The organism is Rhodococcus sp. ZPP (assembly GCF_017656075.1).
Taxonomy (GTDB): Bacteria; Actinomycetota; Actinomycetes; order Mycobacteriales; family Mycobacteriaceae; genus Rhodococcus_F; species Rhodococcus_F oxybenzonivorans.
Genome location: NZ_CP058641.1, coordinates 68,660 through 89,111, shown reverse-complemented (window position 1 = coordinate 89,111; position 20,452 = coordinate 68,660). Strand labels below are relative to the sequence as shown.

Sequence of the window (20,452 nt, the reverse complement as noted above, 5' to 3'; positions counted from 1 at the left end):
CACATGCAGGGCCATCCACATTCAGAGCAAGAGAGCCGAAATTCGGCCCGGTGACCGCACTGGACAATCTCGACCTGACCGTCGCCCGCGGCACCGTCGCCGGCTTCCTCGGCCCCAACGGCGCCGGCAAGTCCACCACCATCCGAATCCTGCTCGGGCTGCTGCGCGCCGACACCGGCCGGGCCACGGTCCTCGGAGCCGACCCCTGGCACGATGCCGTTACCCTGCACCAGCGCCTGGCCTATGTGCCCGGCGATGTCAGCCTCTGGCCGACCCTGACCGGCGGGGAGGCGATCGACCTGCTGTGCCGGCTGCGCGGGCGCGTCGACCCGGCCCGCCGCGCCGACCTGATCGACCGCTTCGACCTCGATCCGCGCAAGAAGTGCCGCACCTACTCCAAGGGCAACCGCCAAAAGGTCGCGCTGATCGCCGGATTGGCCTCCGACGTGGAACTGCTCATCCTCGACGAACCGACCTCGGGCCTGGACCCGCTGATGGAGCAGGTCTTCCAGCAGTGCATCGGCGAGGCCAAACGCGACGGGAAGTCCGTGTTGTTGTCGAGTCATATCCTCGCCGAGGTCGAAAAGCTCTGCGACACCGTCACCATCATCCGGGACGGGCGCGCGGTCGAATCCGGCACCCTCGAACAGTTGCGGCATCTGACCCGCTCGACGATCACCGTCACCACCGACCGCGACGCCGACGGTCTCGCCCGGCTCGACGGGGTGCACGAGCTGCGGATCGAGCACGGGCGCACCGTCTTCGAGGTCGACCATACCCGCCTCGACGAGGTGATCCGGCACCTCGCCGGGTACGGGGTGCGCAGCCTCGAGAGTGCACCACCGTCCCTCGAAAAGCTGTTTCTGCGCCACTACGGCGACGACCGTGAGGTCGCCGAGATCGGGCGGCGGTGATGACCTCCCTGCGCGGCACCGCGACTCTGGTGCGGTTCACTCTGCGGCGGGACCGGATCAAGCTGCCCGCGTGGGTGCTGGGCACCGCGGTGATGACGATGTACTTCGCCAACGCCCTGAAGCTGGCCTATCCCACCCCCGAGGACATCGAGAACGTCGCATCGTTCGCCAATACCCCTGCCGCGGTGATGATGTCCGGTCCCGGCTACGGCATGGACGCCCCGACTCGGGAGGCGTTCCTGGCCAACCAGTACGCCCTGTACCTGATGGTGGCGACCGCGCTGATGAACATCATGCTGATCGTGCGGCACACCCGCATGGAAGAGGAAGCCGGGCGCACCGAACTCGTGCTCGCCGGGGTGGTCGGCAGGCTCGCTCCGCTGACCGCGGCGATGCTCACCGCGCTCGTCGCCAACGCCGCCTTGGTCGTCGTCGGCGCCGCGGCGTTGGCCGGCACCGGAGTCGACCCGGCCGGATCCCTGCTGCTGCTGACCGGTTTCGCCGCCCTCGGGATGGTCTTCGCCGCCATCACCGCGCTCACCGCTCAGGTGACCGAACACGCGCGGGCCGCCACCGGGTGCTCCGCGGCCGTTCTGGGGGCCGCCTTCCTGCTGCGCGGGATCGGTGACCTGGTGGGCGAGCACGGCAGTGCGCTGTCCTGGTTCTCGCCTATCGCGTGGTCGCAGCAGACGAGGGTGTTCGTCGACCCGCGCTGGTGGCCGCTGGCGCTGTCGCTCGGGTTCGCCGCCGTCGCCCTGGCGGCCGCGTACGGGCTCGTTTCTCGCCGCGACGTGGGGGCGGGACTGGTGGCCCCACGACTAGAGCGTGTCTGCTTAATGTTCGGGGATAGATGCGTGATGCTGGGTATGTGTTGCGCGCCGACGAGATCCCCGATGACCTGTGGGCTGTGATCGAGCCCGTCCTACCCGCACTGGCGGGCCGAAGGGGGCGTCCATGGAACGACCACCGGTTGACCCTGGAAGGAATCGCCTGGCGGTTCCGAACCGGATCACCGTGGCGCGATCTGCCCGAATACTTCGGCCCGTGGCAGTCGATCTGGGAACGGCATCGCCGCTGGTCGGACGACGGCACCTACATTCGGATGTTCGCCACGGTGCGGGCGGCAGCCCCCGAACGAGAGAGACAGCTCGAACGTCTGCTGTCGATCGACTCGACGATTGTCCGCGCACACCAGCATTCGGCCGGCGCCCTGACCGATGCGCACACAGGGGGCTCGGTCGAATGACAAGAATCTGGCCAACGAACCCGCAGACCACGCACTCGGCCGCTCCCGCGGCGGGCTGAGCACCAAGATCCACGCCCTCACCGACACCTTCTGCTGCCCACTGACGCTGATGCTCTCGCCGGGACAGGCCGGCGACAACCCCTACCTGGCGCCGCTGCTCGACGCGCACCGCGCCCACGACACCGAAGCGTTCCGCCTGCTGGCCGACAAGGCGTACTCGCACCCGAGCACCCGAAAGAACCTGAGGGAACGCAGAATCTCGCACACCATCCCCGAACGCCGCGACCAGATCCGACGTCGCAAGGCGAAAGGATCGGACGGGGGTCGACCGCCGGCGTTCGACAAGGACCGCTACCGCGAACGCAACACCGTCGAGCGTGGTTTCGGGCGTCTCAAGCAGTGGCGTGGCAACGCCACTCGATACGACAAGTACGCCACCACCTTCCTCGGTGGCGTACTCTTCGCTGCGCTCGTCATTCATCATCGTGTCCGTAAATAGCAGACACGCTCTAGTGTCCCGAGTCGTTAATTCGTTGCCATCTTGGTAGAGTGTATCAATGGGTGATGGTCGTGGACCGAAGCTGGCCGCGCTGGAACTGAGTCAGGCCGAGCGAGATACGTTGCAGGGGTGGGCGCGCCGAGGTAAGACCGCTCAATCGCTGGCGACCCGGGCCCGGATCGTGCTGGCGTGCGCTGACGGCTTGTCCAACAGCGAGGTCTCGCGACAATTGAGGGTGTCGCTGCCCACTGTTGGCAAGTGGCGCAAGCGATTCCTGGAGGATCGACTGGAAGGCTTGAGCGACGAGGCCCGGCCTGGTGCGCCGCGCAAGCTGAGCGATGCCCAGGTTGAGATGGTGATCACCAAGACTCTCGAGGAGCAGCCGGTCAACTGTGACAGTCACTGGTCGACCCGGTCGATGGCGGCGGCGACCGGGATGTCCCAGACAGCGATTTCGCGGATCTGGAGGGCATTTGGCCTCCAACCGCACCTGGTAGACACGTGGAAGCTGTCGACCGATCCTCTGTTCATCGACAAAGTCCGTGACGTCGTGGGGTTGTACCTCGATCCGCCAGACAAGGCGATGGTGCTGGCAGTGGACGAGAAATCGCAGATGCAAGCGCTCGATCGCACCGCGCCCATGCTGCCGATGATGCCGGGTACCCCCGAACGTAAGACACACGACTACGTCCGCTACGGCACCACGAGCCTGTTCGCGGCGTTGGATATCGCCACCGGCAAGGTCATCGGCCAGCACCAGCGTCGCCACCGGCACCAGGAGTTCCTGCGGTTCCTCAAAACCATCGACGCCAACACCCCCGCCGAGCTGGACTTGCACCTGATCTGCGACAACTACGCAACACACAAGACCCCAGCGATCAAGAAATGGCTGGCCAGCCACCCTCGGTTTCACCTGCATTTCACCCCCACTTCGGGTAGCTGGCTCAACCTCGTCGAGCGCTGGTTCGGCGAGTTGACCAACCGCAAACTCCGCCGCTCATCCCACCGCAGCGTCAAAGCCCTCGAAGACGACGTCAACGCCTGGATCGCCGCATGGAACGAGAATCCAAAACCTTTCGTATGGACCAAGACCGCCGACGAAATCCTCGCAAGCCTCGCCCGCTACTGCACCAACATCAATAAAACAATTAGCGACTCGGGACACTAGGCTGTCATGCCTTCCCGAAGGTGAGCGCCACATTGTGGCCACCGAACCCGAACGAGTTGTTGATGGCGAAGTCGAATGCGCCGCGGCGGGGTTCACCCTTGACGACGTCGAGTTCGATGCCGGGATCTTGATTGTCGAGGTTGAGGGTCGGCGGGATGATCCCCTCGCGCACGCTCAGGACGGTGAGCACGGATTCGAGCGCGCCGACGGCACCGACGGAATGCCCCAGTGCGGATTTGGGTGCGTAGACCGCGGCGTGGTCGCCGACGGCGGTGTTGATCGCGTGCGCCTCGGCGGTGTCGCCGATCGGTGTCGAGGTGGCGTGCGCGTTGATGTGCCCGATGTCCGACTTGCCGAGTCCGGCCATGGCGATGGCCCTGGTCATGGCCCGGGCGGCGCCGGTTCCGGCCGGGTCCGGGGCCACGAGGTGGTATCCGTCCGAGGTGATGGCCGCGCCGAGGAGTCGGGCGTGGATTGTCGCCCCCCGCGCCTTGGCATGGTCCTCGGTTTCGAGGACCATCAGCGCACCGGCTTCACCGAAGACGAAGCCATCGCGGTCGGTGTCGAAGGGACGAGACGCTGCCGCGGGGGCGTCGTTGCGGGTGCTGAGGGCGCGCATCATCGCGAAGCTCGCGATCGGCACCGCCTCGATGGGTCCCTCGACGCCGCCGGCGACGATCATGTCCGCGTCACCCATGACGAGCATCCGGTATGCGTGTGCGAGGGCCTCGGAGCCGGATGAGCAGGCGGAGACCGGGGTGATGACGCCGCCACGGGCACCGAGTTCGAGGCCGACGATGGCAGAGGGCCCGTTGGGCATGATCATTTGGATGGAGAACGGCGAGACTTTCCGGTACCCGCCGGCGCGCATCTTCTCGACGGCATCGACGAGGGCATCGCCGCCGCCGAGCCCGGTTCCGATCACGACCGCGAGGCGATCCTTGTCCACGTCCGGGCTGCCGGCGTTCACCCACACCGTCCGACCGAGGATGAGCGCGAGGCGTTCGACCCAGCTCAACCGCCGCGTCTCGACCCGTGTCAGTGCAGAATCCGGTGACACCTTCAGGTGCCCACCGATCCGCACCGGCAGATCGAATTCCTCGACGAACGGGTCGTGGAGGACATCGATGCCGCTCTCACCGGCAAGTAGACCCTGCCAGGTGCCCTCGACGTCCCCGGCTATCGACGTCGATGCCGCCAGGCTTGTGACCACGACGGCGGGAACCCGCCGGCGGGTCGACGTGGAATCTGCGGCCGTACTCATCTGGTCCCGTTCGTCGGGCTGTGGGGGACTGCCGGAGCGGTGGGTGTGTCGTCTTTTCGGGTGCCGAGCATCGGTGTGGCGTCCTTTCCTTCGATGCGGATCTCTCACCGGACGGTGACCGGACGGGGGATTCGCAGTGACGGGTCTGCTGAGGTGCAGAAGGCGACCAGGTGTGCCGCCGGTGGTGTGGTCGCTGCCGACCGGGGCACGCTCCTCTCCCGGCGACGCCGGTTTAGGGGGCCGACCGGTAGCGGGACTCGTAGGAGGCTTGTTCGTCGTCGAGGCGGCGTTGTTTGTGGAGGTCGAGGAGTGCGGGGTCGAGGCCGTGGCTGACGAGCCGGTGGCGGAGGTAGATCTTCTTCAGTGCCAGCAGGAAGTACACGAACGGCAGGAACAGCAGCAGCACCATCCCGATGCGGATGATCCAGGGGCCGGGGATGAAGAGGAGTCCGGCGAGGATGGGGACGAGGGGGATGAGGCAGCGGGTGACGTAGCGGCGGGTGGCACCGGCACCGGTGGTGTCGTGAATGACCCAGGGGTGCAGCCGGGCCGGCAGGGTGCGGCCGGCGAGGTAGCCGAGGTGCTGACCGAAGGTCGGTGTCGTCGGAGGAGCGGGCGAGGGGTCAGGCGTGTTGTGGGTCATGGATCAGTCCTTCGACATCGTGGCTTATGTGATGGCCTTCGGTGAGCAGAAGCATCCGGGCGTAGCTGATCGCCCGGGGGGTGGTAGCGAAGAGGTGCCGCTCCTCGCTGCCGGTGGTGGTGAACACCCCGAGGGCTTCGAGCGGCCGGAGGTGCTCGGGTTTGATTCCGGAGATCAAGACGGTGATGTGGCGGTGTTCGAGTTTGGTGATGACGTCTTTGAGGACGAGGGCGCCGGTGGCGTCGAGGGCGGTGACCCGTGACATGCGCAGGATGACCACCTTGACGTCCGAGACTTCGGCGAGTTCGAGGAGGAACCGGTGGGCGGCGGCGAAGAACAGGGCGCCGTCGATCCGGTACGCGACGATGTGCTCGCGGAGCAGGTCGTGTTCCTCGGCCATGTGGTCGTCGGATTCGAGCGGTACCTGCTCGATGCGGGCGGATCTGGCGACCGCCCGCAGTGCGAGGATCGCGGCGAACGCGACACCGACCGCGACCGCGGTGACCAGGTCGAGCGCCACGGTCACCAGGAAGGTGGCCACCAGGACGCCCGCATCGGAGCGGGTGGCACGGGTGATGGCCAGGATCGAGGCGGTCTCGACCATCCGTACCGTGGTCGCCAGCAGCACCCCGGCGAGGGCGGCGAGCGGGATCTGCGCCACGAGCCCGGCCGCCAGATACACGATGCCCGCCAGGATGATCGCGTGCGTCAGGGCCGCGAGCCGGGTGCGGGCACTGGAGCGCACCCCCACCGCGGTGCGGGCGATCGCCCCGGTGGCCGGCACCCCACCGAACAGGGGAGCGGCGATGTTCGCCAAGCCCTGCCCGAACAGTTCGCGGTCGGGATTGTGCCTGGTGCCGACTCCCATCGAATCGGCGGCAGTCGCCGACAGCAACGACTCGAGTGCGGCCAGCGCGGCGACGGCCAGCGCGGGTGCGATCAGGGAGGTCAGCTCCCCGAGATGCAGAAAACTCACTGTGGGCGCGGCGAACCCGGCCGGAATGGCGCCGATCCGGGCAATGTCGAGGCCGAAGAGTTCCGCGACGACGGTCGCGGCGGCCACGGCGACCAGGGAGAACGGGATCCTCGGGAAGTAGCGGCCGCCCAGCAGGATCGCCGCCGCCACCACCAGTGCGGTCGCCGGAGTCAGCAGGGACGGGTCCTGCGCGAACTTGTGGACGGCGTCCGCCGCGCTCTGCCACACCTTCTCCCCCTCGGCGTCGGCGATTCCCAGCGCAGCGGGAAACTGCTGCAACGTGATGACCACGGCGATGCCGGCGGTGAACCCCTCGATCACCGGGGCCGGCATGTACCGCACGGCGCGGCCGACTCCGGCGAAGGCGAGAACGACCAGCACCACCCCGGCGATCAGCCCGACCGCCAGGACCCCGCTACCGCCGTGCTCGTGCACGATCGGCACCAACACCACGGTCATCGCGCCCGTCGGGCCCGAGACCTGAAATCGGGATCCGCCGAAGACGGCGGCCACGGCGCCGGCGATGACGGCGGTGGTCAGGCCGGCCGCGGCGCCCAATCCGGTGCTGATGCCGAAGCCCAACGCGAGCGGGAGCGCCACCAGCGCAACGATCAGCCCGGCCAACAGGTCCGCTCCGGGGGCGCGGATCGCCGGTTTCCACTCACTCCAGCGCGGCAGCAGCGCGGCCGCCGCACGCGCAGCGCGACCGAGAGGGTTCTCGGTCGCGTCGGGCGATGCGGTGGGGGTGGACGGTTCAGTCATCGAGGTTCCTCGGTGGTGACGGACGGTGGGCAAAATCCGGGAGGCGAAATGATCATCTATAATTGCTAATGTTAGCAAGTAACTATTATCGGAAGTTGAGTGATGCGGGTAACACGGATCGCGGCCCTGCGGGGGCGAATTCTGCAGTGCACCGAGTGTGGGCGGTGGTGTCGGGTGTCGGCGCTGCGGGCCGGCGACGACTGCTGCCCCGGGTGTGGGCGCCGGACGCTGGTCGTGGCCGGGACCGGACGGCCGCACCGCTCCGAATCCGGCACGGTCTCGAGCTGATCCGTGCTGCTCTGGCAAGGGGCCCGGCGCGCGTCCCGGGTCAGAACTGCGGTCGTGACCAGCGCGACTCCTTCTCACCGGAGGTAGCGTGGGCGCCCTTGCGGTGCGGGATGTCGCCGGGTTCGAGCTCGGCCAGGCGGAGCTTGAGGGCTCCGAGCTCTTGGCGCAGGACGTCGGGCAGCGTGTTGCCGCCGATCCTCGCGTACCACTCGTCGATCAACCGGGTCTCGGCCACCCATTCGGTCGAGTCGACCTTCAAGGCGGCGGCGATCTTGGTGTGATCGAACTTCAAGCCCGTCAGGTCGAGGGCGCCCGGGGTGGGCACGAAGCCGATCGGGGTCTCCTCGGCCTCCGCGGTGCCCTCGATCCGCCGCAGCGCCCATTCGAGGACCCGGGAGTTCTCCCCGAAGCCCGGCCAGAGGAACTCGTCGGTGTCGCCGCGGCGGAACCAGTTGACGTAGAAGATCTTCGGCAACAACTCGGCGTCCGTCCGGGTGCCGATGTCGAGCCAGTGCTGGAAGTAGTCCCCGACGTGGTAGCCGAGGAATGGCAGCATCGCCATCGGGTCGCGGCGCACGACGCCGACCTGCCCGGCCGCGGCGGCCGTGGTCTCCGACGACAGGGTCGAGGCCAGGAACACCCCGTGCTGCCAGCTGCGCGATTCGGTGACCAGCGGGATGGTGGTGGGACGCCGGCCGCCGAAGAAGATCGCCGAGATCGGCACCCCGGCAGGATCGTTCCATTCGGGGGCCACGGTCGGGCACTGGGCGATCGGGGTGCAATACCGTGAATTCGGGTGCGCCGCGGGCTCACCGGAGGCCGGGGTCCAGTCCCGTCGTTTCCAGTCCGTCAGATGGGCCGGTGGCGTGTCCGTCATGCCTTCCCACCAGATGTCGCCGTCGTCGGTCAGCGCGACGTTGGTGAAGATGGAGTTGCCCCGCTCGATGGTGGCCATCGCGTGCGGGTTGGTGTGGACACCGGTGCCGGGGGCGACACCGAAGAATCCTGCCTCGGGGTTGACCGCGTAGAGGCGCCCGTCCTCGCCGAACCGCATCCAGGCGATGTCGTCGCCGATGGTTTCCGCGGTCCACCCGTCGAGGGTGGGTTCGAGCATGGCGAGGTTGGTCTTGCCGCAGGAGGACGGGAACGCCGCGGCGATGTAGTGCACCTTCTGCTGCGGGGAGGTGAGTTTGAGGATGAGCATGTGCTCGGCGAGCCAGCCCTCGTCCTTGCCCATCTTCGAGGCGATGCGCAGCGAGTAGCACTTCTTGCCGAGCAGGGCGTTGCCGCCGTAGCCGGAGCCGTAGCTCCAGATGGTGCGCTCGTCGGGGAAGTGCGAGATGTATTTGGTGTGATCACACGGCCACGGCGTGTCGGTCTGCCCGGGGTAGAGCGGGGAGCCGACCGAGTGTAGACATTTGACGAATTCGGTGCCCGCGGTGAGCTTGTCCCACACCGCGGAACCGGAGCGGGTCATGATCTGCATCGACACCGCGACGTATGCGGAGTCGGTGATCTGAACACCGAATTTGGGCTCGGCGGCATCGAGGGGTCCCATGCAGAACGCGATGACGTACATCGTCCGACCGGACATCGCGCCGCGGTAGTGCTCGGTCATCACGGTCTTCATGTCGACCGGGTCCATCCAGTTGTTCGTCGGACCCGCGTCGGCCTGGAACTGGGAGCAGATGAAGGTGCGGTCCTCGACCCGGGCCACGTCTTCGGGATCGGAGACGCACCAGAAGGAGTTGGGTTTGCGCTCGAGCCGCACGAAGGTGCCCCGCTCGACCAGTTGTGTGGTCAAACGGTCCCATTCCGCCGCCGAGCCGTCGCACCAGACCACCTCGTCCGGCGCGGTGAGGGCGGCGACGTCTTCGACCCAGGACGCGATGCCGGGATGCGCGGTGGGGGCGCCCCCCAGACCGGACGCGATGGAGGTTGACACGATGTTCTCCTCGAGATGTTTTCGTCATGCGAGCGGACGGGGTTCGCGCCGCTCGCGGTGGCCTACTGGTGCTGGTTGCTGAATGGCGGTGCGTGGCCGATCGTCCTGCTCGCGTGCCGGGCGACGGCCGAGACCAGTAGCCGGTCGTCGAGGGACGGGAGCATCTGGTCGGCCGGGGTGATCAGCGCCAACGCCCGCACGCAGGCGGCCACCACCTCGACCGTCAACCGCCGCACACCGTGCCCGCACAGTGCGCTGAGCAGTCCGGGCAGCACCAAGGCGTCGTAGGCGTAGAGATCGGGAGGGACCACCACCGTGCGACCGGGCGCGGCGGTCTCGGGGGCACAGCCGGCGAGATCGACCAGGACGTCGTTGTGTTCCATCAGGCGGCGCAGCGGAAACGCCTCCGCGTCACGCTCGTGCCAACTGCTGAGATCACCGACCCCCGAGGTGATCAACACCGGCGCCAGCAGCGGTGCCCACTGGGGGTTGGTGATGACGACTCGGCCCGCGCGCGGCGGCACGCTGCGGCGGCGCAGGACGGTGATCGTCGCCGCCGCCAAGGGCACGGTCAGTACGTCGAGTTCGGTAATGACAAGAGGACCGCCGCCTTCTTCGACCTCGCGCTGCACCGACGCGGCGTCCGTGTGCCCCAATCCCAACACGAAGACCGCGCACACCCGGGACCCGAGCCCGATGATCCGGTCCGCGACCGTGTGCGGGTCGCCTGTGGTCAGGGGAAGGCGGAGGGCACGAATCGGGGTGCGGTCACGGATGAGGGTCGCGTAATCTTCCATGGCGACCCACGGCGTCCGGGTCCGCGCCGACCCGGCCGTGCGTGCGCGGGTGGTGGACACCGCGACGACGGCAACACTGATTCCCGCAAAGGACACACCGCCGTCGAGAGGGCTGCTGGCGCCACCATCGTGATTCTTCGTCACCGTTGACTTCCCTTTGTCGGATCGAGAGATGATTCTCCGTGCCACTCACTTATACGATGTACGCACTTTAGAAAATTCGCAAGTAGCGCGGGTGTGAGATTCCTGCCTTGGTGGGCCCCGTCAGCCCCGGACCTCACCCACCAAGGCAGGAGGTTCGGAAACGTCCTCGAGCAACTCCGCCTGGCCCGCCACCATCCCGGTGAGGATTCCGCGCGCGGTGGTGAGCAGATCCGCGATGCGCGGCGAGGTCAGGGCGTAGGACACCGACAGGCCCTCGCGTCGGGCCGTCACCAGGCCGGCGCGCCGCAGGATCGACAATTGCTGGGACAGGTTCGCCGGCTCAATCCCCACCTCGGGCAGCATTTCGGAGACGGCGTGTTCCCGTTCACTGAGCAGTTCGAGGACCCGGATGCGAGCAGGATGCCCCAATGTTTTGAAGAAGTCTGCCTTCATCTGATAGAGCGGTTGGCGCGAGTTCGCGGCCATGACGCCTCCTGTCGTCCGGGTCGATCCGGCGTCAGCGAGGTGTGTTTCGCACCCGCCGCGGCCGATTCTCCTGCATGGCGTGCAACCTACAGGTCCCGCAGGTTGGTTTACTTGCGAATCTTAGCAATTTGCTGGGGCTCGCGCTGCGGACCCGTCCCGGGCACGCCGAAATAGGCTCCCGCCACAATTTTCCGCCACTCCCACACGTCGACCAACCTATGCGCATCGGGCAGCGCCGTGGAGACGCCGAGCGGTGCAGACGCGAGGCACGTCGGCGTCGGCGACACCGTCGGGTTCGGCTCGGGCGGGGTTCGCCGTCTCCTCGATCGACGGCACCACCGCCCGGACCGGCGTCGCCCCCGACGCAGACACCCTGGTTCCGTCCGCGCTCTCGCAAGGTCCATCGTTGCCGAGTTCCTTGCCGGCGGCGCCGGGCCGCAGTGGTGGGCCCCACCGATCCCACGGACAACCAGTGTCCGGGCTGAAAAGCTAGGCAGCCCATTGTCCATCGATCAGCGCCGGGACCTGCCGAGCAGCCCGGAGCAGACGCCGAATTCGCACAGTTCCGCAGAGACCGCCGCCTGGCAGGCGAAGGCCGCAGTGTCACCCTGCGTCAGAGACTCCCAACACGAAGCATCGGCCAGACTCATCGCGCCCGCCAGCGCCGGTGATAACGCCGTCGGAGGCAGCAGTTCCACCTGCCGTCGGAGCACGGCGATACGGTCACGGACTCCCGGATTCGTTGCCGCCGCGTGTAACTGGGTGAGCAGGAGCGAGAATTCGCCCACGAGATACTGCTCGGTCATCGCCCTCACCTGCCGCACCACAGCCGAGGTAGACGGTGCGGACCCAGGCCGACACACGACCGTGCTGATCTGCCCACCCTGCAGCGGCTCGTCCCCGGTCTCGATTCGACCTTCTCCACGGGCGCCACCTCCCTCCAGATCGGGAGAGTTTCATCGTATCCTGCGCAATTGTGACGCAGTGGCCGATCTGGCTGCTGTTTGACATGGATATCTCGGCTCCACGGGCACGACCGGTCAGTCACGGTAGAGAGCGCCGGGCGGGCCGGCCGCCGGGCCCAATGGAGTCATCCACTTGTCGTAGAGAGCCATCCAGGTACCGTCCGCGCGCAGTCGCTCCAGGGTGCCGTTGAGAATCGAACAAGTTCGTCATCGTGCTTGTTGACGCCTATTCCGTACGGCTCCGACTCCAGCTCCGGTCCCACGATCTTCAGATTCGGGTCTTGCGCGGCCAGGCCCGCGAGGATGGAATCGTCGGTACTGGCCGCGTCGGCCTGGCCCCGCTGCAGAGTCGTCAGGCAATCGTCCCAGTCCGGCACCGCGACGATCGTTGCCTCAGGTGAAACACGCTGAATGGTGGCGAGAGAGGTGGTGTCGATGTAGGTACACACCCGTCTGCCAGCCAGATCCGACGGGCCGGTAATGGCCGAGTCCGCAGGTACCAGCAGACGCTGGGAGGCCTGAAAGTACACGGTGGAAAAACGGCTCTCCTGTCATGAATGTGGATGGGTTGCCGTGTGATATGGGAGGGTGAGGGTGACGGGTCCGCAGGCGAGCAGGATCAGTGCGAGGGCGTTCTCGGCGGTGTGGAATCCGTAGGCCCGGCGGATTATCAGCCGGACCTTGTTGTTCAGGCCCTCATGGCGTCCGTTTGCAAGTCTGCGGGCGATGGCCGCGAGGATGCCGTCGAGGTGCTTCCGGATGGTTTTGCCCACCTTGACGAACTGCGGTATGCGGCAACGCTGCGCCCACGAACACCAACGGCCGAGCATCGCGATCGTCTCCTCGTCGCCGAGATCGCCCGCGAAGACCGCGCGCAGGGCTTCCTTGAGTTCGTAGGCCCGTCCCAGTGCGCCGCCGTCGCGTTTGAGTGCCTCGAGCGTCGAAGCCTGTTTATCGGTGAGGTTTTCGGGATTCTTGAGCAGCGCCCACCGGGCGCCCCGGTACGTCTTCGCGATCTGCTTGTCCGACAGGGTGCGGGCGAGCTGCCACGCCTGGCGGCGCACGTCGTCGAGGGCGTCGGTCGCGAGTTTGACGACGTGGAACGGGTCGAAACAGATCGTCGCCTGCGGGGCGTGCTCGCGTACCGCCTTGACGTAGGCCGGTCCGAGGTCCATCGACACCGCCTCGATCCGCTGCGCCGCGCCCTCGGGCAGGGTGTCGGTGAAGAAGGTGCCGAGCGCGGCGGCGTTCTTGCCCTCGGTGCCCCAGACGATCTTGCCGGACTCGTGGTCGGAGACGAGGGTGAGGTACTTGTGGTGCCGGCGCCACGAAATCTCGTCCACCCCGATGTCGACCAGATTCGTGAACCGGTCCGGGGCAAGTTTGTCGGCGACCACCCGTGAACACATGGCCCCGACGGTGCGCCAGGTGACCCGGCAGAACACCGACACCGTGGACTTGTCGGTCCTGGTGGCCAGCCACACCGCGAGGTCCTCGAAGTCGGTCGTGAACCCGGAGCCGGGGCGGGCGAAGTCGACCGCCTCGGCGTGTACACCGTGCTCGGGGCACCGCAACCGCCGACGCCGCAGGGTGAGCACACACACCCGTCCGCCCAGGTCAAGATGCCGCCACGACGAGTCGACGTCCCGGGTGTCGTAGCGGTGCACGGTCGTGAAGGAGCAGTACGGGCACCGCATCCGGCGGCGTTGGGGACGCACCCTCACCACCACCCGCTCGTCGAGGATCTCGACGTCGCGGACGGTGGCCCTCGGTAGGCACAGCGGCCTGTTGAGTAGGGTTGAGGCGCGCACGGGCAAGCTCCTTTGGGCCGGTTGTGTAGGAACTTTCGACCCTACGGGCGGCCCGTGCGCCCACCCCCACACCACCTGCCTTACCACATGCAGGGCCATCCACATTCAGAGCAAGAGAGCCGAAAAAACTGACTCGTTGAGCGCGTTCACAGGTGATCGTGGTGGCGTGGACGACCACGTCCACCGCGTCGTTCTCGAGGGCTTCGAACCGGCCGTCGGAGGTGAGCAGCCGAAACTCGATTTTCGACGGATCGCCGAAGATGTCCCGGGCGATCTCCCATGCCAAGTCCACCTCGAAACCTTCGAGGGTGCCGGTGTCCGGATTCCGGAAGCTCAAGAGATTCGTGTTCTGATCGAGCCCCACGATGAGTCGGCCGCGTGCAGCGATGTCGGCGAGCGGTCCTCCAGGCGGCATCGCATCGGGAGTCACGGGTTGTCCGGGTCGAAGACTCGCCAGCGCGCCGCAGGACTCCGGGGAGGGCGGCGAAGCCGGAGCGCGACCCGAGGGCGGTATTACGCGAGCCCCGTCGGACAACGGCCGCTCGGAGTAGTCGCCGGTCACCGTCGTCGGCGGCGGCGGCTCCGCCGTGCAGGCGGCCAGGCCCACTACGGCTCCGGCACAGACACAGAATGCTCGCCACTGGTCGAGCAGGTGATCGGTGGGTGCGTGACACAGGCGGGTGAGCAGTCGAACAACGTCCCCAGGACGGCGTGGCTGCATGCCGGGCTGCCCTGGCAGGCCGGCATGCAGCCACGATCGACTGCCAGTGCGGCTCCGCCCAGCAGGCCACCCATCTCATCGCGGGCCTGATTGCCGCCGACGCCCTCGAGGTCGGCGTGGCCTGCGGCGTCGAGGCGATGAGCCGAGTGCCCCTCGGTGCCAACGTCGGCGACGGTGCGGGACCACGGCGACCGCAGTCGTGGAGCATCGACCTGCCCACCCAGTTCGAGGCGGCCGAGCGGATCGCGAAGCGGCGCGGCCTCTCCCGCGCTGACCTCGAGTCCTTCGGGGTCCGCTCTCAAACCCGCGCGCACCAGGCCTGGGATGAGGGAAGATTCACCGGGAAAGTACTGCCGATCCCCGCCCCCGTCGGGGGCGAGGACGGGACCGCGACCGATCAGGTGCGGTTGGTCGACCGCGATCAGGGGCTCCGCGCGACCACCGCACAGTCCTTGTCCGCCCTGAACCCGATCATCGAGGGCGGAACCCATACCGCCGGTACCTCCTCCCAGATCTCCGACGGCGCCGCAGCCGTGTTGGTGATGGATGCGACCAGGGCCATCGCGTTGGGCCTCACCCCGCGCGCGCGGATCGTGTCCCAATGCCTGGTCGGCGCCGAACCGCAGCTCCACCTCGACGGGCCCGTGCAGGCGACCTCGCGGGTACTCGACCGGGCCGGGATGACGATCAACGACCTCGACCTTTTCGAAATCAACGAGGCCTTCGCCTCCGTTGCCCTGTCCTGGGCATCGGTGCACCAACCGGACATGGAGCGGGTCAACGTCAACGGTGGGGCGATCGCGCTGGGTCACCCGGTGGGCAGCTCCGGTTCGCGGCTGATCACCACCGCCCTGCACGAACTCGAACGCCGCGACGGTGCCACCGCGCTCATCACCATGTGCAACGGCGGCGCCCTGGCCACCGGCACCATCATCGAACGACTCTAAAAGCCGCGCACGGGTCGGTCACCGGGCGCCTGATCGGGAGCCCACCCGGGTGATCCCGTGCCCAGCGACACACCCGCCGCCGAGCCGGTGGTTAGCCAAGGGCTATGAGACCATCAACCCGTGCCGATCGTGGCCTCCTCGTGGGACACGGGTACGCGATGCCGAGAGGTCGTCCGCGGCGATAGCAAGTCTGCAAGGTGCCGGTATCGCTGACGACGACCTGCTCTGAGATTCAATGGGGTTCGTGCGCGATCATCAAAGGGCATTGCGCGCTCTGCAGCAGCGCGCGACTGGTCGATCCGACGAGCATGCTTGCGTAACCACCACGTCCGTGACTACCCACCACCAGCAGCTGCGCACGTTCGGCCTGCGCGAGGAGGTTGCGTACCGGGCGATCTCGCACGATCACAGTCCGCACAACCACATGTGGATAGTCCTCGCGCCAACCTGCCAGGGTGTGCGCAAGGGTCGCCTGCGCGGCGAGTTCGTGCGGGGCCCAGTCGAATTCGGTGTCGTCGGGGAAGAACATGGAGAGTTTGTAGTCGGACCACACGTGCACGGCGACCAGTTCGGCGCCTCGCAGCGAGGCCTCTTCGAATGCCGCAGCGAGGACGGGTTCACTGTTCTTGGTCCCGTCGACACCGACCACCACCGGGCCGTCCAGGTCAGGCTCCTCCGGTCCGGGCAGCCCGCGGATCACCGCGACGGGGCACAGTCCGTGGGTGGTGAGAGCGGCCGCGACGGACCCGACGAGCATCCCGGTGAATTCGTCGAGGCCGCGCCAGCCGAGCACCACCATTTCTGCGGTCTGGACGTGGTCGAGGAGCACTCCGATGACTGGACCGCGGCGCAGATCGGTCTCGATCTCGAGGGTCCGTCCCCGGGCGGTCCGCGCGGCGACGTCGGCGGCGTGCTCGAGAATCTTCTTGCTTTCGGTTTCCTGTTTGTCGAAGTAGCCCGACGGGATGGCGTCGGGAACGCCGTACTGTCCCGGCGTCAGCAGCGCGGAGACCAACACCAGGGGCGACTCGCGACGCACGGCGGCCTCCGCCGCCCAGCGCACGGCGTCCAACGACGATGCGGACCCGTCTACCCCGACCACGATCGGTCGATTGATGTTCAACCTGATCTCCTTCCTTGCGCCCCCGGATATCGAAGCACGTCGAAACCCTGGCGGTGGCGTTCTACGAAAACCTTGGCCACCGTCGTTCGTTTCTAAATTTAGTGTGCGCCGATGGGTCCGGCCTCGATCAATCAGCCTGGTACCGATCCCACCGGGTCGAGGTCAACGGCGGCGCGATCGCGATCGGCACCCGCTCGGCATGTCCGGGCGCGAATCACCCACATCATGCGCTGAGCCGAGCCGCCGGGTCGGCGGCATCGGCGCGGCCGCGTTGTGCCGCGGCGGGGGAGGGGATGCTCTGATCGTCCGGGCGCCACCACGCCAGTAGGCCACGTCACCGCCCGCGAGTTATCCGAGGCGCTCGACAATGGTGACGCTCGCGGTGCCGCCGCCCTCACAGATGGTCTGCAGACCGTAACGCCCACCGGTGCGTTCGAGCTCGTGGAGCATCGTCGCGAACAGTCTCGTGCCGGTGGCACCGAGCGGGTGACCCAGCGCGATCGCCCCGCCGTTGACATTCACCCGTGCCGGATCGGCACCGATCTCCTTGATCCACGCCAGCACGACCGGCGCGAAGGCCTCGTTGATCTCCACCACGTCGATATCGTCGATGCTCAGACCCGTGCGCTCGAGCGCGTACCGGGTGGCCGGGATCGGCGCGCTGAGCATGAAGATCGGGTCGGCGCCGCGGGCGCTCAGATGGTGGATCCGGGCGCGGGGCTCGAGGTTGTGTGCCGCGACGGCCGCCTCCGATGCGATCAGCACCGCGCTGGCGGCATCGGAGAGCTGGCTGGCCAGGGCCGCCGTGATCCGCCCCCCTCGACCAGGGGGTTCAAAGCGGCCATCTTCTCGCCGCTGGTCTCACGCGGGCACTCGTCGACCCGGAACTCGCCGACTGCCGCGATCTCGTGGTCGAAACGGCCCGCCGCGATCGCCGCGCGGGCCCGCTGATGACTCTGCAGTGCCCAGCGTTCCATCTCCTCGCGGTCGATGCCCCACTTCTGATCAGCTCCGCCCCGTGGAACTGCGATACCTCGCGGTCGCCGTAGCGCTGCCCCCACCCCGTCGACCCCGAAAACGGTGTGGCGAAGCCCAACTGCTGCCCCACCGCCATCGCCGAGGCGATCGGGATCATGCTCAGGTTCTGCACGCCTCCCGCCACAATCAGATCGGCGGTGCCGCTCATGACCGCGTGGGCCGCATAGTGAATCGCCTGCTGGCTCGACCCGCACTGCCGGTCCACGGTCACCCCGGGAACCTCGTCGGGAAGCCCCGCCGCCAACCAGGCGGTGCGGGCGATGTTGCCGGCCTGCGGACCGATCGCGTCGACACAGCCGAAAACGACGTCATCGACCCCGTGTGGGTCGACCCCGCTTCGCCCGAGCAACTGTGTGATCACCCCGGCGTCGAGGTCCGCGGGATGCACGCCTGAAAGCGCACCGCCCTTCTTGCCGACCGCAGTGCGCAGGGCATCGACAATGTATGCCTCCGACATCGAACTCACTCCTCACCGGAAAATGGGTGTCCGCTCAGACCCACGAGCCGACCACACCACCAAGCATTTGCTTGGTTGTGTGGACGGTAGTCGATTCCTCTCCCCGCTGGCGACGGAGGGTGCTGGATTCCTCGACATGTCGCCCAGAGCGCCCACCGTGAGGGCAGTGGACACCCGTCACCCAACGATCCATGAACGTCAGCCAACCTGGTCAAGGCTCACCTTCCCCCTTACAGTTTCCGATAGCGGCAGGCGGCCCGGGCGGCGGGAGAGACCATGAGCACAGCCAATGCGAAAGATATGACAGCGAATCCGGGGACACGACGAGTAGTCGAGACCGCGGTAGCGGTGCACGTCGGCTTCGTCGACGCCTTCGGGTTCGTGCTCCTGGGCGGGTTCTTCGTCTCCTCAATCAACGCGACGACCACCACCACCGGTGTTGCACTCGGCGGCGGCACCTGGGGCGTCCTCGGCCTCGGTGCAGCGATCATCGGGGGGTTCCTCGTCGGCGTGGTGACAGCCGCTGTCGTGGGCCACCGGTGGACGCATCGGCGCGTGTCCCGAGTACTGCTTCTCGTCGCGGGCCTGCTCGCCGCGGGGGGCGCGATCCACTGGTTCACCGCGGCCCCAGTCGTGATCGGATTCTTTCTCGCGCTCGCCATGGGGGCCGAGAACACCCTCCTCGAAACCGGAGGCCTCCTGATCGAGACCGCGCAGCGCATCACGGACCGTCTCCTCGCCAAAGAGTCTCACCAATGGCTCCATTACCTACGACTGTGGAGTGCCGTCACGCTGGGAGCGATCCTCGGTGCGTGGGCGTACAGGGTGTTGGGCTTCAACTCCCTCTGGATCGCGGTGGGGGCCGCGCTGCTCGCCGGGTGTGTCCTCGGTAATGCTCCGGCCGGCGGCACCGGTCCCCGACGGGACGGATAGTTGTGCCCCGTCCGCAGCGGGTGAGGGCTTGCAGGTAGCCACCGGCGACTAGCCGGAAGCGCTCCGACCGAGCCCGACAACCACCCGCCGGACCGGTGATGCATCGCCTGCGGCGCCCTGTGGGACGTCGTCCTGTGCGGGCAGGGCAGGCCCGAAAATTCCGGGCGAGCGGTGACACGGATTCCGCCACGCCAGCGTCGACATGGTGGTGTGCGGTCGATGGCCCGACTGCGACCCGCAATCGGGTGTTCTCTCCGTCGGCGTCGCCGACGCGCCACCAGCTCATGGCGTCGAACCGGGGCGCAATTCTCGCTACTTAATAAATTACGCAACTGCTAATGTTGCGGTGTCCTGTGGAGTGCGCGCCGGTCGGGGGTGCGCACTCGCGCCGTCTGCTGCATTGAGGAGCGATCGATGATGACGCCGATGCATCCCTCTGACACCGCCGCCTTCTTCGTCCGGTGCGGATTCGTATCGAGCGGGTTACGCCTGGGCATCGCGGGTCGGTGCGGCCAGATGTTCGCTGATCGGGGAGTGGAGTCCTCTTCCTGTTCCCGGCAACGGGCGGTGCTTCGGCGGCCGAGACGCCGGGCCGGCGGGACGGTGTCCTCCTGCCCGTCGGTGGGCTGGTGGGTACCGGACCCAATGTCCCGGGCGTTGCTGATGTCATCGGCGATCCGCAACGCACCCACCGAACCGGTCGAGGGTTCGGGGAGTCCGGCGACACCTGGGCGCGGGGTGTGAGCGCCGTGACCGGTGGCGACCGCCGCGCACACCGTCGTGGCCTGCTTCGTCACATCCGCCGGCTCGGCCGGATAGCGGAGGGCGTGCCCGGGGGACTCGATGTCGAGGGCATGCTGGAAGCATTCTTGCCGGCGGCATCGATCCAAGTTCGGTATATCGATACTGGTTCCTGCAACGGGTGCTGGGTCGAGATCAACACCGCGCTCGCTCCGGTGCATGATGTGGAACGGTATGGCATCCGGTTGGTCGCGTCCCCACGCCACGCGAATGTGCTCCTCGTGACCGGCCCGGTCACACGAAACATGCTGGCCCCTCTCCGGGAGGCTTTCGAGGCGATGCCGCATCCCAAACGGGTTGTTACCCTGCATGACTGCGCACACGATTGCGGTGCGTTCGCCGGCGGTCACGAGGTGCTCGGAGCAGTCCGGGACGTCATCCCGGTCGACCTCGAGGTTCCGGGATGCCCTCCGACCACCGAAGTGATCGTGGCGGCTCTGCGGCACGTGACAGGGCGATGAGCCTGATCGCGGCCGGTATGGCGACCACCTCGATGTCGGCGGCAGCGGTCCGCGGCGGCGGTG

Annotated in this window: 15 protein-coding genes and 6 pseudogenes; 8 read left to right on the top strand and 13 right to left on the bottom strand. The window is 67.3% G+C overall.

The window, feature by feature from the left end:
• Nucleotides 1-50 precede the first annotated feature (50 nt).
• From HYG77_RS37100 to HYG77_RS37085, 4 genes and pseudogenes are all read left to right on the top strand, one after another.
• Entirely contained in the window at nucleotides 51-914 is an 864-nt protein-coding gene (locus tag HYG77_RS37100; RefSeq protein WP_159929378.1) for an ABC transporter ATP-binding protein, read from the top strand.
• Nucleotides 914-1,825, top strand: a complete 912-nt coding sequence (locus HYG77_RS37095; RefSeq protein ID WP_159929380.1) for a hypothetical protein — start codon at nucleotides 914-916, stop codon at nucleotides 1,823-1,825. Before HYG77_RS37100 ends, HYG77_RS37095 begins: the two co-directional genes overlap by 1 nt.
• A pseudogene (locus HYG77_RS37090) lies at nucleotides 1,765-2,659 on the top strand (IS5 family transposase). Before HYG77_RS37095 ends, HYG77_RS37090 begins: the two are co-directional and overlap by 61 nt.
• Before the next feature lie 58 nt (nucleotides 2,660-2,717).
• Nucleotides 2,718-3,827, top strand: coding sequence for an IS630 family transposase (locus HYG77_RS37085; protein WP_159929382.1), 1,110 nt, complete (start codon nucleotides 2,718-2,720; stop codon nucleotides 3,825-3,827).
• A 4-nt stretch (nucleotides 3,828-3,831) separates the two neighbouring features.
• Here the strand turns inward: HYG77_RS37085 and HYG77_RS37080 are convergent, their stop codons facing one another.
• The 11 genes and pseudogenes from HYG77_RS37080 to HYG77_RS40395 form a co-directional block, all read right to left on the bottom strand.
• The gene (locus HYG77_RS37080; RefSeq protein ID WP_159929384.1) at nucleotides 3,832-5,091 is read right to left on the bottom strand and encodes a KasA/KasB family beta-ketoacyl-ACP synthase; all 1,260 of its coding nucleotides are present in this window, start codon (nucleotides 5,089-5,091) and stop codon (nucleotides 3,832-3,834) included.
• A gap of 232 nt (nucleotides 5,092-5,323) precedes the next feature.
• The gene (locus tag HYG77_RS37075; protein ID WP_159929386.1) at nucleotides 5,324-5,734 is read right to left on the bottom strand and encodes a DUF5313 family protein; all 411 of its coding nucleotides are present in this window, start codon (nucleotides 5,732-5,734) and stop codon (nucleotides 5,324-5,326) included.
• The gene (locus HYG77_RS37070) at nucleotides 5,715-7,472 is read right to left on the bottom strand and encodes a SulP family inorganic anion transporter (RefSeq protein WP_159929388.1); all 1,758 of its coding nucleotides are present in this window, start codon (nucleotides 7,470-7,472) and stop codon (nucleotides 5,715-5,717) included. Before HYG77_RS37070 ends, HYG77_RS37075 begins: the two co-directional genes overlap by 20 nt.
• Before the next feature lie 328 nt (nucleotides 7,473-7,800).
• The gene (locus tag HYG77_RS37065; protein ID WP_201453714.1) at nucleotides 7,801-9,705 is read right to left on the bottom strand and encodes a phosphoenolpyruvate carboxykinase (GTP); all 1,905 of its coding nucleotides are present in this window, start codon (nucleotides 9,703-9,705) and stop codon (nucleotides 7,801-7,803) included.
• 62 nt (nucleotides 9,706-9,767) lie between these two features.
• Nucleotides 9,768-10,646: a hypothetical protein gene (locus HYG77_RS37060; RefSeq protein ID WP_159929390.1), complete on the bottom strand. Its 879-nt coding sequence runs from the start codon at nucleotides 10,644-10,646 to the stop codon at nucleotides 9,768-9,770.
• Nucleotides 10,647-10,766: 120 nt separating this feature from the next.
• Nucleotides 10,767-11,132, bottom strand: coding sequence for a metalloregulator ArsR/SmtB family transcription factor (locus HYG77_RS37055; RefSeq protein ID WP_159929392.1), 366 nt, complete (start codon nucleotides 11,130-11,132; stop codon nucleotides 10,767-10,769).
• 216 nt (nucleotides 11,133-11,348) lie between these two features.
• A complete protein-coding gene (locus HYG77_RS37050; protein WP_159929394.1) occupies nucleotides 11,349-11,504 on the bottom strand; it encodes a hypothetical protein in 156 nt (51 codons plus the stop codon).
• Nucleotides 11,505-11,644: 140 nt separating this feature from the next.
• A complete protein-coding gene (locus HYG77_RS37045) occupies nucleotides 11,645-11,938 on the bottom strand; it encodes a hypothetical protein (protein WP_159929396.1) in 294 nt (97 codons plus the stop codon).
• Nucleotides 11,939-12,172: 234 nt separating this feature from the next.
• A pseudogene (locus tag HYG77_RS37040) lies at nucleotides 12,173-12,636 on the bottom strand (transporter substrate-binding domain-containing protein); the annotation flags it as partial.
• Between the two features lie 12 nt (nucleotides 12,637-12,648).
• Nucleotides 12,649-13,908 carry an ISL3 family transposase gene (locus tag HYG77_RS40400; RefSeq protein ID WP_054248223.1) on the bottom strand — a complete coding sequence of 420 codons (1,260 nt, stop codon included), beginning with the start codon at nucleotides 13,906-13,908 and terminating at the stop codon, nucleotides 12,649-12,651.
• 124 nt (nucleotides 13,909-14,032) lie between these two features.
• A pseudogene (locus tag HYG77_RS40395) lies at nucleotides 14,033-14,515 on the bottom strand (transporter substrate-binding domain-containing protein); the annotation flags it as partial.
• A 33-nt stretch (nucleotides 14,516-14,548) separates the two neighbouring features.
• Here HYG77_RS40395 and HYG77_RS37030 point away from each other — a divergent pair.
• A pseudogene (locus tag HYG77_RS37030) lies at nucleotides 14,549-15,576 on the top strand (steroid 3-ketoacyl-CoA thiolase); the annotation flags it as partial.
• 232 nt (nucleotides 15,577-15,808) lie between these two features.
• Here HYG77_RS37030 and HYG77_RS37025 read toward each other — a convergent pair.
• Complete coding sequence (locus tag HYG77_RS37025; RefSeq protein WP_159929398.1) at nucleotides 15,809-16,699, bottom strand: universal stress protein; 891 nt, start codon at nucleotides 16,697-16,699, stop codon at nucleotides 15,809-15,811.
• Between the two features lie 155 nt (nucleotides 16,700-16,854).
• On the opposite strand from HYG77_RS37025, the pseudogene HYG77_RS40390 reads away from it, so the two are divergent.
• Nucleotides 16,855-17,027, top strand: a pseudogene (locus HYG77_RS40390) (acetyl-CoA C-acyltransferase); the annotation flags it as partial.
• 20 nt (nucleotides 17,028-17,047) lie between these two features.
• On the opposite strand, the pseudogene HYG77_RS37020 reads toward HYG77_RS40390, so the two are convergent.
• A pseudogene (locus HYG77_RS37020) lies at nucleotides 17,048-18,194 on the bottom strand (acetyl-CoA C-acetyltransferase).
• A 276-nt stretch (nucleotides 18,195-18,470) separates the two neighbouring features.
• Between HYG77_RS37020 and HYG77_RS37015 the strand changes: the two are divergent.
• The gene (locus HYG77_RS37015; protein WP_236603716.1) at nucleotides 18,471-19,127 is read left to right on the top strand and encodes a YoaK family protein; all 657 of its coding nucleotides are present in this window, start codon (nucleotides 18,471-18,473) and stop codon (nucleotides 19,125-19,127) included.
• 827 nt (nucleotides 19,128-19,954) lie between these two features.
• Complete coding sequence (locus tag HYG77_RS37010) at nucleotides 19,955-20,389, top strand: oxidoreductase (protein ID WP_236603739.1); 435 nt, start codon at nucleotides 19,955-19,957, stop codon at nucleotides 20,387-20,389.
• Nucleotides 20,390-20,452 lie beyond the last annotated feature (63 nt).

Excerpts from the sequence above, each read along its gene's own strand:
- HYG77_RS37095 (WP_159929380.1), top strand. The coding sequence starts at position 914 with ATGACCTCCCTGCGCGGCACCGCGACTCTGGTGCGGTTCACTCTGCGG.
- HYG77_RS37085 (WP_159929382.1), top strand. The coding sequence starts at position 2,718 with ATGGGTGATGGTCGTGGACCGAAGCTGGCCGCGCTGGAACTGAGTCAG.
- HYG77_RS37080 (WP_159929384.1), bottom strand. The coding sequence starts at position 5,091 with ATGAGTACGGCCGCAGATTCCACGTCGACCCGCCGGCGGGTTCCCGCC.
- HYG77_RS37075 (WP_159929386.1), bottom strand. The coding sequence starts at position 5,734 with ATGACCCACAACACGCCTGACCCCTCGCCCGCTCCTCCGACGACACCG.
- HYG77_RS37070 (WP_159929388.1), bottom strand. The coding sequence starts at position 7,472 with ATGACTGAACCGTCCACCCCCACCGCATCGCCCGACGCGACCGAGAAC.
- HYG77_RS37055 (WP_159929392.1), bottom strand. The coding sequence starts at position 11,132 with ATGGCCGCGAACTCGCGCCAACCGCTCTATCAGATGAAGGCAGACTTC.
- HYG77_RS37045 (WP_159929396.1), bottom strand. The coding sequence starts at position 11,938 with ATGACCGAGCAGTATCTCGTGGGCGAATTCTCGCTCCTGCTCACCCAG.
- HYG77_RS37015 (WP_236603716.1), top strand. The coding sequence starts at position 18,471 with ATGAGCACAGCCAATGCGAAAGATATGACAGCGAATCCGGGGACACGA.